Origin of the sequence: Rufibacter hautae (assembly GCF_008271695.1) — a bacterium.
In the GTDB taxonomy this organism is placed as follows: Bacteria; Bacteroidota; Bacteroidia; order Cytophagales; family Hymenobacteraceae; genus Nibribacter; species Nibribacter hautae.
This window is the reverse complement of record NZ_VKKY01000001.1, coordinates 1,413,324-1,426,736: the sequence shown is the minus strand read 5'-3', so window position 1 is coordinate 1,426,736 and position 13,413 is coordinate 1,413,324. Positions and strand designations below refer to the sequence as shown.

At 51.9% G+C, this 13,413-nt stretch carries 12 protein-coding genes; 3 read left to right on the top strand and 9 right to left on the bottom strand.

Annotated elements, in window-relative coordinates; translation table 11 throughout:
- Window positions 1–51: 51 nt before the first annotated feature.
- From FOA19_RS05390 to FOA19_RS05370, 5 genes are all read right to left on the bottom strand, one after another.
- The gene (locus FOA19_RS05390; protein WP_149089738.1) at window positions 52–660 is read right to left on the bottom strand and encodes a hypothetical protein; all 609 of its coding nucleotides are present in this window, start codon (window positions 658–660) and stop codon (window positions 52–54) included.
- A 114-nt stretch (window positions 661–774) separates the two neighbouring features.
- Window positions 775–1,656, bottom strand: a complete 882-nt coding sequence (locus FOA19_RS05385; protein WP_149089737.1) for a helix-turn-helix domain-containing protein — start codon at window positions 1,654–1,656, stop codon at window positions 775–777.
- A gap of 27 nt (window positions 1,657–1,683) precedes the next feature.
- A complete protein-coding gene (locus FOA19_RS05380) occupies window positions 1,684–2,310 on the bottom strand; it encodes a PepSY-associated TM helix domain-containing protein (protein ID WP_149089736.1) in 627 nt (208 codons plus the stop codon).
- 148 nt (window positions 2,311–2,458) lie between these two features.
- Window positions 2,459–3,322: an LOG family protein gene (locus FOA19_RS05375; RefSeq protein ID WP_149089735.1), complete on the bottom strand. Its 864-nt coding sequence runs from the start codon at window positions 3,320–3,322 to the stop codon at window positions 2,459–2,461.
- A gap of 106 nt (window positions 3,323–3,428) precedes the next feature.
- Window positions 3,429–4,685 carry an ABC transporter permease gene (locus FOA19_RS05370; protein WP_149089734.1) on the bottom strand — a complete coding sequence of 419 codons (1,257 nt, stop codon included), beginning with the start codon at window positions 4,683–4,685 and terminating at the stop codon, window positions 3,429–3,431.
- A 223-nt stretch (window positions 4,686–4,908) separates the two neighbouring features.
- On the opposite strand from FOA19_RS05370, the gene queA reads away from it, so the two are divergent.
- From queA to FOA19_RS05355, 3 genes are all read left to right on the top strand, one after another.
- Entirely contained in the window at window positions 4,909–5,955 is a 1,047-nt protein-coding gene (gene queA, locus FOA19_RS05365) for a tRNA preQ1(34) S-adenosylmethionine ribosyltransferase-isomerase QueA (RefSeq protein WP_149089733.1), read from the top strand.
- Window positions 5,956–6,308: 353 nt separating this feature from the next.
- On the top strand, window positions 6,309–8,936 hold the full coding sequence (locus FOA19_RS05360) for a PAS domain S-box protein (protein WP_149089732.1): 2,628 nt from the start codon (window positions 6,309–6,311) through the stop codon (window positions 8,934–8,936).
- Window positions 8,937–9,053: 117 nt separating this feature from the next.
- Window positions 9,054–9,785 carry a 2-C-methyl-D-erythritol 4-phosphate cytidylyltransferase gene (locus FOA19_RS05355; RefSeq protein ID WP_317132018.1) on the top strand — a complete coding sequence of 244 codons (732 nt, stop codon included), beginning with the start codon at window positions 9,054–9,056 and terminating at the stop codon, window positions 9,783–9,785.
- Between the two features lie 95 nt (window positions 9,786–9,880).
- Here the strand turns inward: FOA19_RS05355 and FOA19_RS05350 are convergent, their stop codons facing one another.
- From FOA19_RS05350 to FOA19_RS05335, 4 genes are all read right to left on the bottom strand, one after another.
- Window positions 9,881–10,612, bottom strand: a complete 732-nt coding sequence (locus FOA19_RS05350; protein ID WP_149089730.1) for an ABC transporter ATP-binding protein — start codon at window positions 10,610–10,612, stop codon at window positions 9,881–9,883.
- An 87-nt stretch (window positions 10,613–10,699) separates the two neighbouring features.
- Window positions 10,700–10,921, bottom strand: coding sequence for a DUF2795 domain-containing protein (locus FOA19_RS05345; protein ID WP_022821757.1), 222 nt, complete (start codon window positions 10,919–10,921; stop codon window positions 10,700–10,702).
- Between the two features lie 167 nt (window positions 10,922–11,088).
- Window positions 11,089–11,877: a porin family protein gene (locus FOA19_RS05340; RefSeq protein ID WP_149089729.1), complete on the bottom strand. Its 789-nt coding sequence runs from the start codon at window positions 11,875–11,877 to the stop codon at window positions 11,089–11,091.
- A 48-nt stretch (window positions 11,878–11,925) separates the two neighbouring features.
- Window positions 11,926–13,242, bottom strand: coding sequence for a DUF349 domain-containing protein (locus tag FOA19_RS05335; RefSeq protein WP_149089728.1), 1,317 nt, complete (start codon window positions 13,240–13,242; stop codon window positions 11,926–11,928).
- Window positions 13,243–13,413 lie beyond the last annotated feature (171 nt).

Sequence of the window (13,413 nt, the reverse complement as noted above, 5' to 3'; positions counted from 1 at the left end):
CAGAAACCAAAGATACAGAAGTCTTCGGTTCTCTCAGGAGCCGCAGCGATGTTAGTCACCCACCGCTGCTTTGGCTACTACGCTCGTGGAGGATAAAGGAGAGTATCTGAAGTTGCTGAAATAGGCTCCGCCGGAGGCGATCAATCCTATTCTCCCTATGATGGGCTTTTTGGTGGCCTTTAACATTATCTCAGAAACTGGCTCAGAGGCACCGTTCAGGAAGACCCGGGCTTTGTTGTCTTGGAGGATAATCTTCAAGTGCGTCCAGGAAGCGGGTTTAGAAGCCTTTGGGGTACAGTTGGGTGTGTTCTGCTCTGTTGCCGTCAATGCCGGACAAGCAGGTGCAAGCGATTGAAGTACACTTGATTTAAACGTGATTCCCCTGTAAGCACCATCTGAGGTGTGTTGGAAGACGATGCCGGCTTCTCCTTGTGCGTCATCATCCGTGATGTCTACTTCAATGATGCCCTCGTGGTATTTCTCCTTTCCGTAAAGCGCCACGCCTTTGCTGAGGTACAAGCTTTCCTGACCCAGGTAGTGCACGTGGCTGCTTTTGCCTGCCGGAAGATGCCAATCATTTGCTTGTGATTCTTGTGTTTGTTCAACGGGAACATTGGCCGTTAGCGAAGAGAGCGCCAGTCCTAAAAGTACGTTTTTCATCTTTTTGTCTCCTGTGTTTTAGGTTAAATTCAGCGGAGCGGTTTGCCCCTGTGACTGATACAAAGGTGCTAGAGAAGGCAAAAAGGGAACAGGTCAGTTTACAGGCGTTTATGGTCATTTTACCAACGCCTGCTCTCTATAGTCTTTGGGAGTAAGCCCGCAACTGGACCGGAAGAAGCGGTTAAAGTTGGCGGTATCTGAAAAGTGAAGGTGATAAGCTATCTCTGACACGGTCTTGGGGGTGTACAGAAGTTCCCGCTTGGCTTCCAGTAAGAGCCTTCCTTTGATCAAAGAGGAGGCGGAGGTGCCAAAGTAGCGTTGGGTAATCTCGTTTAGGTGGGCTGGGGTGATGTGCAGCAGATCGGCATACTCCTGTACCTGGTGCCGTTCCCGGAAATGAGTTTCCAGCAGTTTCCGGAACGAGTAAATGGAGGCGTTCCCCTCAGTATCAGCATCTGTCTGGTGCTGTTGGGCGAACAGGCGGTTCAGGTGCATGAGCATCTGGTACAACAGCGCCCTGATCATGTGCGGACTGTCGTTCTGCAGGTGTTTAAATTCCTGTTCCATGGCTTCCACCTGCTGGATAAACCTTCTGAATTCCTCTCCTGAGGTCATCACTGCATTGGGGCGGGTAGGATTGTGAAAAAACTGAAAGCGGTGCAGAAACAGCGGGTCATTGAAGAAAGACGAGATAAAGCCTTCCTCAAAGAAAAGCGTGTACCCGCGCACCGGTTGCTCTACTCGCCAGCGGCGTACCTGCCCCGGAGAGGTGAAAATGATTTTGCCGGGTTCCAGCGTATGCACCACCTGGTCCAGACTGAAGGTGCCGCTGCCTTCCTGCAGAAACAGCACGTCATAGAAGGAGAGGGTGTGGGGCGTGTTGTCCAGCACAAAGTTCTTCAGGCTTTCCATGCGGCCCACATCCAGCAGCAACTCCGGGCCATATTTGTTCCGGAGGAAGTCAAAGTGCGGGATGTGCTGGGTGGAACGGGGCATTGCGACGGACAAAGAGGCTACACAGGTTTATACAGACCGAACAGGTCTGGCTGGGCGTGGGCCATTGGGTTTGGAGGCCACCGCAGGTTTATCTTGTTTCATCCGCTTGGGACCATACCAAAGCCAAAAGCCGGTGATGGTGAAGATAAGCAAGGCCACGCCCATGATGGTACTGTACATGACTTTCAGCACGCCGTTGTCTACCCCAAACCAGCGGTCCAGAATGGTGCCGTCATGGAGGTTCTCAATGAAATCGGCGCGGCGGGTTTCCAGGTGCAGGAGTTTTCCGGTGGTGGCATCCAGTTGTACGCCCAGGTATTTTTCCACGAACAGGAATTTGACGGTGCCTTTATCGGGGCGCATGTCAATGCGGTCCAGGGTGAGCGAAACGTCTTGGCCCAATGAGTCTTTAATGGCTTGGAAGGCGTTGGCGGTGAGGCTATCCACGGGCAGCCAGTCTTTGAGGTTGGTGGAGGTGCCGGTATAGGTTTTGGCCAGAATCATGCCGCCGGTGTGTTTCTTCCAGCCCAGCAAAAGCCCAGTGATGGAAATGACAAAGAAAAAGACGAACAGCAACGCGCCCGTAAGCCGGTGCACTTTCCGGAAATCGCGGAGGACGCGGGCCTGTTTCTGTCTTTTGGTGGAGTCGGTCACGGCGGTGGGGGAGTAAGCGTTCTTTCTCTTTAACTCAAGGAGAGCAAAGTTAGTGTATTGCGTGAGGCGCCAAAACAAAAGAGCCCCGAAGTGTTTCGGGGCTCTTTTGTGAAAAACGGGCCAAAATCGGCCTGGGAATATCTTCTTCTTAGAAGTTTGGAGACAGTAAATATTTGCTGTAGAAATCATCAATGACCTTCACGGCATCGGTGGCGTTGTCTACCAGGTGCACCAGGTCCAGGTCCTCGGGGCTGATGTTGCTTTCCTGGGTCAGCATCACGTCTTTGATCCAGTCAAACATGCCCTGCCAGTATTTCTTGCCCACCAAAACAATGGGGAACTTGCCAATTTTCTTCGTCTGGATCAACGTGATGGCCTCAAACAGCTCGTCCAGCGTCCCGAAACCGCCCGGCATGCCAATGAAGCCCTGCGCGTATTTCACAAACATCACTTTGCGCACAAAGAAGTAGTCAAAGTTGATGAGCTTGTCTGGGTCAATATAGATGTTGTTGAACTGCTCAAACGGCAACTGGATGTTGAGACCCACCGAGCGGCCGCCCTCGGAGTGGGCGCCCTTGTTGCCCGCCTCCATGATGCCGGGGCCACCCCCGGTGATCACGCCGTAGCCGTGGCGCACCAGTTTGGCGGCAATCTCCTCGGCCATGATGTAGTACGGGTTCTCAGGCTTGGTTCGGGCCGAGCCGAAGATAGACACGCACGGGCCAATCTTGGCCATTTTCTCAAAGCCCTCCACAAACTCAGACATCACCTTGAAGATCTGCCAGGAGTCGGCGATCTTGATCTCGTTCCAGTTCTTATCGGTGAAGGCCTCTCTAATGCGCTTGTCATCTTCGCTGGTGAAGTTAGCGTCGTTCTTGGCTATTTTCTTGGCCTCCTGCAATGATTCAACCTTGTTCACATTTGCGTCTGGCTGAATGATAGTGGTGCCGCTCCCCACATTGGAGGTTTCATCTTGCAGCTTGGTCTTACTTGTTTTTCTCAACTTCGTCATATAGCATTCATGTATTAGCCCTGTTTTACGCAAAAGGCGCCAAAAACAGGCATGGTAACTTAAAATAAAAAGGAACGGGAGCAGGGTAAAAGGTGGCCTGGATCTGCTATTTAGACCTGATGGCGATAACGGGGTCCAGGTGGGAAGCAATGACCGCCGGAATAATGCCTGAGAGCACGCCAATCACGACCGATACGCCCAATCCCAGGATTATGTTGCCGGGCGTAAGGATAATCTCCAACGAACCCATGGGAATAAAGGTTACCAGCGAGACCAGCAGGATGCCCACCCCGCCGCCTATAAGGCTCAGGAAGACAGACTCAAAGAGGAACTGGAACAGGATGAAAAAGTTTTTGGCGCCCAATGATTTCTGGATCCCGATGATGTTGGTGCGCTCCTTCACCGAGACGAACATGATGTTGGCGATCCCGAAACCACCCACCAGGATGGAGAACCCGCCTATGACCCAGCCCGCAATGCCAATGATGGCGAACATCTCGCCAATGGCGTCGGCCATCATCTCTGAGCGGTTAATGGCGAAGTTGTCTTCCTGGTAAGGCTTGAGCCCCCGGATGGTGCGCATCTTGCCCTTGATCTCGTACTCCAGGTTCTGCAGTTTGAGGTCGTCTACCCGGCCTTTGACCATGAGCGTGGGCTGTACACCCCTGGGCCCGCCGGCAAACAGTTTCCCGAAAGCCCCAAAGGGCGCGTAGGAGTTTTTGTCATTGGTGGGCATGCCCTCAAAAAGACCGGCCCCTTGTTTTTCCATGACCCCGATAACCGTGAATTTCTGGCCGCTGATCCTGATGTCTCCGCCCAAGGCAGAGGAGTTGGGGAAAAGGCTTTGCGCCACTTCGTCGCCAATGATGATCACGTTGCGGGAACCATCAATTTCCTGTTGGGTGAAAAACCGGCCCTCGGCAATGGGTACCTCGGCCACTTTGTTGAAATCCAGCGTCACCCCTTGCAGCATAATGCCGCCCATGCTGTTGTTGCGGTGCTTGAAGGTGTTACCGCCCCGGCGGGCCACCAAGGCCACGGCCTCGGCGTTCTCCAGGTTCTCATGCATGTACCTGAACTCGCGCGTGTTGGGAGAGGGGCGCTGCATGAATTTCCACCAGGGTATGTCAGAGTCGTCGCTAAAGATCCAGGGGAACTTCTCTACGTAGACAATGCGCTCGCCCACAAAGCTCATGCTCTCCCGTATGCTGCGCTCCAAAGAGTCTACAATGGTGAACACCGAGATGATGGCGAAGATGCCTATGGTTACGCCCAGCAACGAAAGGATGGTACGCAGCAGGTTAGACCTGAGGGCCTGCCACGCAAACTGAAAACTTTCATAAACCAGCCGTAAGTATAACATTGGTAGAGATGAGAAGAGAAAAGGACTGTCCTAGAAATAGTTATGGGTGCAACAAACTTATTAGTAGCGAAAAGGGTTATTTTCTTACACCCCTCCGCTTGCCTTTTCGGCAGATTCTAAGGGATCCCCTTACTTAAATTTGGCGGAAAGTAAAAGAAATTAGCGCAAACTGCCTACCTTTGCCCTCTATTTTCCAAAATATTTTAATACCGTAATATTAAAAATGAAGTTATCAGAGTTTAAATTTGACCTGCCCAACGACCTGATGGCCACCCATCCGGCCCCAAACCGTGATGAAGCCAGAATGATGGTAATCCACCGTGACAGCGGCAAGATTGAGCATAAAGTTTTCAAAGACATCATTGGTTATTTTGATGACGGTGATGTGATGGTGACCAACAACACCAAAGTGTTTCCGGCCCGTTTGTACGGAAACAAAGAGAAAACCGGCGCCAAGATTGAGGTGTTTCTGCTGCGCGAACTGGACAAGCGTATTCACCTGTGGGATGTGCTGGTAGACCCGGCGCGGAAGATACGGGTAGGCAACAAACTCTACTTCGGGGACAGTGACCTGGTAGCAGAGGTAATTGACAACACCACTTCGCGTGGCCGTACCATCAAGTTCCTGTATGACGGACCAGACGAGGAGTTCTACAAAGTGGTGCACAGCCTGGGCGAGACTCCGCTGCCTAAATACATCAAACGCGAGCCAGAGCCCGAGGACGAAGAGCGTTACCAGACGGTGTATGCCGAGGTGACTGGTGCCGTAGCCGCGCCTACCGCCGGCCTGCACTTCACCAGAGAAGTACTGAAACGCCTGGAACTGAAAGGCGTGGACGTGGCTCCGGTAACCCTGCACGTAGGCCTGGGTACTTTTCGCCAGGTAGACGTAGAGGATCTCACCAAACACAAGATGGACTCTGAGCAGTTCTTCGTGACCGATGAGACTGCCAAAATTGTGAACAAAGCCCTGGATGCGAAGAAACGTGTGTGCTCCGTAGGAACCACCACCATGCGCGCGCTGGAGTCATCTGTATCGGCGAACAGCCGCCTGAAACCCAACGAAGGCTGGACCGATAAATTCGTGTTCCCTCCGTATGACTTCAAGATCGCGAACAGCCTCATCACCAACTTCCACATGCCAGAATCTACCCTGTTGATGATGGCCGCCGCCTTTGGAGGGTATGACCTGATCATGGAAGCCTACCAGCAAGCCATTAAAGAGAAATATAAGTTCTTCAGCTACGGAGACGTTATGCTGATCCTGTAAGGCTTCACGCCTTCCTTAGAAAGCCCCGCTGGTAACCCTTACCGCGGGGCTTTTTGTATTAAGGCTGTTTCACAGAAATCAGGGCCAAAGCGCCTGTGCTCTTCTTTCTTTATAAACCAGTCTTTTGAAAATCTAATTAAGGCTTGCCTGTAGTTGGTCCAAAGAATTGGCTTATCTTTATTCTGCTATTTGATTAGGGGAAGTTGACACTTGGGAGGTCTTTTTTTAGGATCCAAATCCCAGCTTTCAGCCAGATAATAACAGAGCAAATCATCTAAGGATCCTCGGGTGCCGGCACCAAAAGGAAAGTTCTGACGCGAATGGTTTGTGGTTCCTAATTTTAAGAAATTTCAATGCAGGAGGAAACTCAAGACGGGAGTGCGGCCTTTGTCCGGAAGGGTACGCAAGAGGGGAAGGATGAAGATGATCTGCCCGCCGCAAACCAGGATGAAACCATGAACCAGATACAAGGCTCCCTGCAGGAGCCAGCCAATCATCAAGAGCAGCTGGCGCTGCTACAGCAGGAGTTGGAGGCCACGCGCCAGGAATTGGAGAAGGCGAAGAACCAAGCCAGGCAAGCCGCCTCTGAGCAGATCAACGTTGGCCTCCTCAAAGAGGTAAGCGCCTACAAAAAGACCATGGAACTGGAGCGCCTGGGCAAGAAGGTGCTGGAGAGAAACGCCCTGCCTGGCAGCACCCTTGAGTCTACCGTGTCTTTTTACCTGAAAGAGGTGGAGAAGATGCACAAAGGCATGTTCTGCTCCTGCATGCGCCTGAAGGGCGATAAGCTTTATCCCATTGCCGCGCCTAGCCTGCCAGAAAGTTTCTGCCATGATATCAAAGGCATCCAGATTGGGGAGAATGCCGGCTCCTGCGGTACGGCTGCTTTCCTGGGCCAGAAAGTGATCGCCATGGACGTGAAAACCGATCCGCGCTGGAAAGACTATTATCCCACCCTGCTCAACTACGGGCTGGAGGCCTGCTGGTCTTTTCCTTTGATTGGGTCTAACCAGAAGATACTGGGCACCATGGCCATCTATTACCAGGAGGTAAAAGCGCCCACCCCGGAGGAGGAAGAGACGCTGGAGAGCATCCGGAGCCTGTTGCAGTTGATCCTGGAAAACAAACTCTCAGAGATTGAGCTTCGGGAAAGCAATGACCGCTACTACTACGCCACCCTGGCCACCAAGGACGCCATCTGGGACTTTGACATCATCAATTACAGAATCAACTGGGGACCGGGCTTTGAGAAACTGTTTGGGTTCAAGGTGAAGGAGTTTGGGCCTGAGCTGGACGTGTGGGCAGCGCAGGTACACCCCGAGGACCTGGAACGAGTGAACGGTTCTTTAGACGCCGCCATTGCCAGTACAACCCAGGGCTTCTGGCGCGAAGAGTATCGCTTCAAAAAAGCCAATGGCGAGTACGCGTATGTAATTGACCAGGGCACCGTGCTAAGAGATGAGAACGGCCGCTCGGTAAGAATTGTGGGCGCCATGCTGGATGTGACGGAGCAGAAAGAGACCGAGGAGAAACTGCGGAAACTTTCTGTAGTGGCCCGCGAGACCATCAACGGGGTACTGATCATGAGCCCCGATCTCACCATCCAGTGGGTGAACGCCGCTTTTACCCGCATGATGGGGTACACCCAGGAGGAAATGTTCAGGAAGACTCCCGGTACGCTCATGAACGGCCCCGAGACAGATGTAGAGACCCTGGAGTTCATTGACAGCCAGCTAAAAGAGTTGAAACCCCTGCAGTGCGAGATCATCCAGTACTCCAAAGACCGCGAAAAGCGATGGATCAAACTGCAGGTACAGCCTTTGCTGGACGAGAAAGGGAAGGTAGAGAACGTATTCGCGCTCCTCACCGACATTACGCAGCAGAAAGCAGAGGAACAGCAACTCCGTTTGCTAGAGTCTGTGATCACCAACGCCAAAGACGCCATCATCCTCAGTGAAGTGACGCTGGGGATACCGCAGAAACTGGAGTCCATTTTTTACAACGAGGCCTTCTTTAAGCTGACGGGGTACACTCCGGAAGAAGTGCTGGGTAGAGACCCTGCTTTTCTCACCGGCCCCGAGACCGACGCTACCGTCTTGCAGAACCTGACTGCGCGGGCGCAGGCAGGTTTGTCCTCTGAGGTGGAACTAGTAAGCTACCGCAAAGATGGCAGTACTTTCTGGAGTCACCTGCTGCTCATTCCCATGTTCAACCGCAAGCAGCAGCTCACGCACTGGATTTCTATGCTGCGCGACATCACCAACCGCAAGCACTACGAGCAGGAACGTGAGGTGCTTATTGGGGAACTCACCCAGAACAATGCCGACCTGAAGCAGTTCACCTTCATAACTTCGCATAACCTGCGCGCACCGCTGGCCAACCTTACCGGCATCGCCAACCTCATAGACACTGAGTCCATCCCCGAGGGCAGAAACAAGGTGCTCATCCAGAAATTTAAGGAGTCTACGGTGCAGTTAAATACCATCATAGATGACCTGTTGGAAGTGCTGGTGATCAAAGACAATCCGCATACAAACAAAGAGCAGGTGAACCTGGCCCAGGCTTTTGAAAAAGTAGTCATATCGGTAGACGGGCTCCTGGACAAAAAGGACATCCAACTCACCACGGATTTCTCCCAAGTGCCGGAGGTCTACTACAACGCCGGATACCTGCACAGCATCCTCCTGAACCTGCTCACCAACGCTGTGAAATACCGCTCCCCTAATCGGCCCCTGCACATAGACGTGAAGGCTGAGAAAGCCGACGGCTGCGAGAAGCTGTACTTCTCAGACAACGGCTTAGGCATAGACCTGAAACGCTACGGCGAGCGCATCTTCGGGCTGTACCAGCGGTTCCACCACCACAAAGACAGCAAAGGCATGGGGCTCTACATTGCGCATTCCCAAGCCAAAGCCATGGGCGGCAACCTCAGTGTCACCAGCGAGGTGGACAAAGGCAGTACCTTCATTCTGGAGTTCTAAAAATCCCAGCAAGAGATTGGGCCGTGTGTCATTGCTCCCGAAAGCGGATACTGGCCAGATGGCCCAATGTCGTTTAGAGGCTGATTTTCCAGAAACAGCTCCTAAACGGAACTGGCCTTGCCCCGTTTGATTGCGTATCTTGCGGCCACCATGCTTTCACCTGATGTAAAGAAGTACGCGATCATTGTGGCCGGTGGCTCTGGCTCCAGAATGCAGGCGGCCATGCCCAAGCAGTTCCTGCCCATTGCCGGCGAGCCGGTGCTCATGCATACGCTTCGGCGGTTCCATGCCTTTGACCCTGACATGCCGCTGGTGCTGGTACTGCCGGAAGCCGAGATCCCTACCTGGCGCAGCCTCTGCGCAGATCACCAGTTCACCATGAAGCACCAGATTGTAACCGGAGGCAGCAGTCGGTTCCAGTCGGTGAAAAATGGCTTAGAGGCGCTGGCCGCCGAAGAAGACGGCGTGGTGGCGGTGCACGACGGTGTGCGTCCTTTTATTGACAATGCCATTCTAGACGCCGCTTACACCACAGCCGCCCAGAACGGAACCGCTGTGGTAGCTGTAACCCTGAAAGATTCTATCAGAAGAGTGCGGGGCGGCAACTCCAAAGCCGTGGACCGTACCGCCTACCGTTTGGTGCAGACGCCACAATGCTTCAGGCTACCCTTGCTGCGCCGCGCCTACGCCCAACCGGAAATCCCCCTCTTCACCGATGATGCCTCCGTGGTGGAGCGTTTCGGGCACAAGATAGAACTAGTAGAAGGCAGTTTCCGCAACATCAAACTCACCACGCCCGAAGACCTGGTCTTAGCCGAGGCTTTCCTGTTGCAGGAAGCGGGACGATGACAGCCGAGGTGGTTTCCTTTTCTGGTGTGTTTTTCAGAAAAGTAATAGAAAACAGGGCAGTTGACTGATCCCTTCCAAGCTATGGGATTAAGAAGCTAGCGCTGGACGGCTGAAGTGGCTTTCTCCTCCAAAAAACGCTGCTGGGCAAGGACGGTCTCGGGAGAAATCTTTTCTAGGGTAGGAGAGGGTTGGGAGATGTTGAGCAGATAACCTTCCATGGGCAGCAGATTCAACAGGTCATGGGTGATGCAAAGCACCGTTTTCTGTTCTTCCCGCACCCAGGCGTCCATCAAATCAAAAACTCTTTTCTTGTGGTAAACGTCCAGTTGCTGGGTGGGCTCATCCAGCAAAGCGATGGGCGCGTCCTGCAGCATGAGTTGTGCGAGCCAGACCAATTGTTGCTCTCCCCCGGATAGATCTGTGAAGGTGCGTTGGCTTAGGTGGGAGATATGCAGGCGGTCCAGCATAGCCTCGGCGCGGCCGTAGTCAGCGGAGGTGTAATGGTCCAACAGGCGCTTCTGCCGGAACAGACCCATGACCACCAACTCACGCACTTTAATGGGAAAGGATACCTGGTTTTTCTGCGGCAAATAGGAGAGGGAACGGGCAATGGCGCCGGCGCGCTTAGCCAGAGGTTTGCCCTGCACCAGAATCTGTCCTTGGTAAGGGACCTGTCCGGTAAGGGTCTTCAGGAGCGTGGATTTGCCGCTGCCGTTGTGGCCGATGATGGCCACGAATGCCGGTTCTGGTACAAAAAAAGAAAGGTTGCGGAGAAGTACGCGCTCGTCGTATCCCGCAACCAGTTCTTTTATTTCTAAGACGCTCAAAGTAATTAAGAACCTTGAATTAAGAATTAGGAATCAGAACACCGTGGAGCAATTCTCAATTCTTAATTTTTAATCCTTAATTGAAGATTAGTACTCGTCTTCGTTGAACATGAAGTCCTCTTTGGTAGGATAATCCGGCCAAACTTCTTCAATGCTCTCGTAAGGTTGACCATCGTCTTCCAAAGCCTGCAAGTTCTCTACCACTTCCATAGGGGCGCCGGAGCGGATAGAATAGTCAATTAATTCATCTTTGGTAGCTGGCCAAGGCGCATCTTCCAAGTAAGAGGCAAGTTCAAGTGTCCAATACATAATAAATTCGCTTTTAAAGTATAGCTATACAAACAAGTTGCAGAGGTAACAGGGCTGCAAAAATAAGATTTTGATTGACAATTCAAATATTTCTTCTTATCGCGAAGCGCTGCAATGCTAAAACACAACGGCCAATTTTATAAAATGTTTAGCCGGAGCGTGGTTTTTTACTCGTGGCGGGCGCTGCTGGTGCCGTCGCCGGTGTTGAAGAGGTAATTAATGCCAATCTGCAGGCCGGCTACCATGTTCTGGCGCAGCACATAATAGTCGGTGTCGCGGTTGAGGTCTTCAATGTGCTCTTCCTTCCGGATGTTCACGAAGTTGTAGCCGTAGCGCAGATTGGCGGTTAAAATAAGGTTGTCGTTCAGGCTGTATTCGGCGCCTAGGCCCAACAGAATGCCCAGGTCATATTTGTTGAACTCACCCACCGATGAGTTGCTGCCTTCACCTTTTTCGGTACTGGCCAAAAGGTAATTTCCTTGCGGTACAGAAAAGGAGCGGTCTTTAACAGTGTAAGAGGCCGTGCGGGAAAAGGTGTTTTTTTCCGTGCCTTTCTGCAGGATGCCCAACTGCGGGCCCACCTGGAAATTGAAGCGCACCGTACCGGCAGTGGTGTATTTGAAAAGCAGCGGAATATTCCAATAAACCAGGTCTATGTCCTTCTCGCCGGCTTTGTTCCCGGCATTGTCTATTAGGTCAAATTTCTCGCCTTGGTGCGAGCGGTAGATCTCGGCCTGTAGGTTGTGGTTCTCGTTGAATTTGTAGCCAACTACCGCACCAAACGGCGCCCATTTGGTGGTAAAGCGGTGTTTGTAGTTTACATCCTCGTACTGCTCATCATTGATGATCCAGGTGTTCTGGAACTGCGTGGTGAGCCCCAGGTACGGACCTTTGATGTTCTGGGCTTGAGATAAGAAAGGAAGAGATAGGAAAAGTAGTAGAAAGTATTTTTTCATAGGTAAGCCGTTAGAATTTAGGACTATTTCTAACGGCTTACGAATGAGTTAGGCAATTTTGTTGCTTTGTACGCCAGACTTTTTGCGCAAAAGCTCAATCAATTCGTTTTTTGTCCGGATTTTCCGGTTGAAGTTCTTGATTTTCCCCTCCAGCATAGAGCGGAAAGCCTCGTTCCCCGGATTTGGATTTAACCGACCCAGGTTAGTTTCCAGCACCTCCAGCTCCTGTTTGTCATACTTGATGAAATCACGCAGGGCGTTGATGCGGGCGTGCAGCTGGTCATTCTCAGAGTTCTTGCCTTCTGGCAAAGGACGCTTGCGCATGAAATGCTCCAGGCTACTCAGTTCAAATATCTTGTCGCAGGCGACCAGGAAGCTTTCCCATACAATGTCAGACTCCTCCTGCTTCACCGGCCCTATTTTTTTCCAGGCGGCTTGCAGTTCCTTGGCTTTAGGTACCGCTTGTTGCACAGGCTCGTCTAAGAGGGCCTCGGCTTGAGCTACGAGAGAACGTTTTTTCTCCAGGTTGTCTTCCAGGTACTTGTCCTTAGACTCGGTCTTCTGGCTGTTGATGTGCTTTTTGAGGCGCTCAAAGAAGTGGTTGTTGGCCGCTCTGAAACTGTTCCAAAGGTCATTGGACATCTTGCGGGGCAGGGTGCCGCCAATCTCCTTCCACTGGTTTTGCAGGTCTTTGAGCTTCTTGCTGGTTTCTTCCCACTCCTCAGAGTTCTTCACCGACTCAGACTGCGCAATGAGCGCCTTGTACTTGTCTACCGTGCGGGAGAGCATGTCCTTTTTGTCCTGGAAGAATTCTTTCTTGCGGGTGAAGAACACCTCCACGGCCGTTTTGAAGCGCTCCTCCAATTCATCGGTGAGGGCTTTGTCTACCGGTCCGGTCTTGATCCAGTTCTGGCGCAGTTCCTTCAGCTTGTCAGTGGTTTCCTGCCAGTCAATGCTGGTTTGCAGGGCCTCGGCCTGTTGAATGAGCGTGATCTTGGTGGCCAGGTTCTTGTCGCGGTTCTTGGCAATGGCTTCCTTTATCTCTTCCTCGGCGGCCGAGAGGCGCTGGTGCAAAGACTCAAAATCCCCGATGGCATCATACTTCTCAATCTGTTCCTTCAGGTGCAGCACCTTCATGAGAAAAGACCCCTTGTTCTCAGAGGTGGCAATCTTCTCCAGCAGGCTTTCCACCTTCTGTTTGAAGTTCTCGAAACGGTTTGCGAAGTAGTACAATGATTCTTCGGGGACCTCCTTCACCTCGCCAACCTGGCGCGCAGGAAAATGCATAAATGGCTTCAACCACACTTGGTTACCCTCAATGTAGCCGTACTTATGGGCCTCCTCAGACAAATCTTTGGTTTCCATCAACTGGATATTAACTGAAAAAATTAAAGTCTATTTTGGTACAAGTTTATGAATAAACGCCAATTTTCATAACTCGGCCGTGCCAAAATTTACGATATTTGTACCCATTGGCAGAAAATAACCGCAACCTGACGCTTGTTTTCATACTGAGTTTTGGAGAACAAGGTTATG

What these genes read in the sequence shown, in the direction of transcription:
- FOA19_RS05345 (WP_022821757.1), bottom strand. Translation starts at nt 10,921, where the DNA reads ATGTATTGGACACTTGAACTTGCCTCTTACTTGGAAGATGCGCCTTGG.
- FOA19_RS05335 (WP_149089728.1), bottom strand. Translation starts at nt 13,242, where the DNA reads ATGGAAACCAAAGATTTGTCTGAGGAGGCCCATAAGTACGGCTACATT.
- FOA19_RS05385 (WP_149089737.1), bottom strand. Translation starts at nt 1,656, where the DNA reads ATGCCCCGTTCCACCCAGCACATCCCGCACTTTGACTTCCTCCGGAAC.
- FOA19_RS05340 (WP_149089729.1), bottom strand. Translation starts at nt 11,877, where the DNA reads ATGAAAAAATACTTTCTACTACTTTTCCTATCTCTTCCTTTCTTATCT.
- FOA19_RS05375 (WP_149089735.1), bottom strand. Translation starts at nt 3,322, where the DNA reads ATGACGAAGTTGAGAAAAACAAGTAAGACCAAGCTGCAAGATGAAACC.
- FOA19_RS05360 (WP_149089732.1), top strand. Translation starts at nt 6,309, where the DNA reads ATGCAGGAGGAAACTCAAGACGGGAGTGCGGCCTTTGTCCGGAAGGGT.
- FOA19_RS05390 (WP_149089738.1), bottom strand. Translation starts at nt 660, where the DNA reads ATGAAAAACGTACTTTTAGGACTGGCGCTCTCTTCGCTAACGGCCAAT.
- FOA19_RS05370 (WP_149089734.1), bottom strand. Translation starts at nt 4,685, where the DNA reads ATGTTATACTTACGGCTGGTTTATGAAAGTTTTCAGTTTGCGTGGCAG.
- queA (WP_149089733.1), top strand. Translation starts at nt 4,909, where the DNA reads ATGAAGTTATCAGAGTTTAAATTTGACCTGCCCAACGACCTGATGGCC.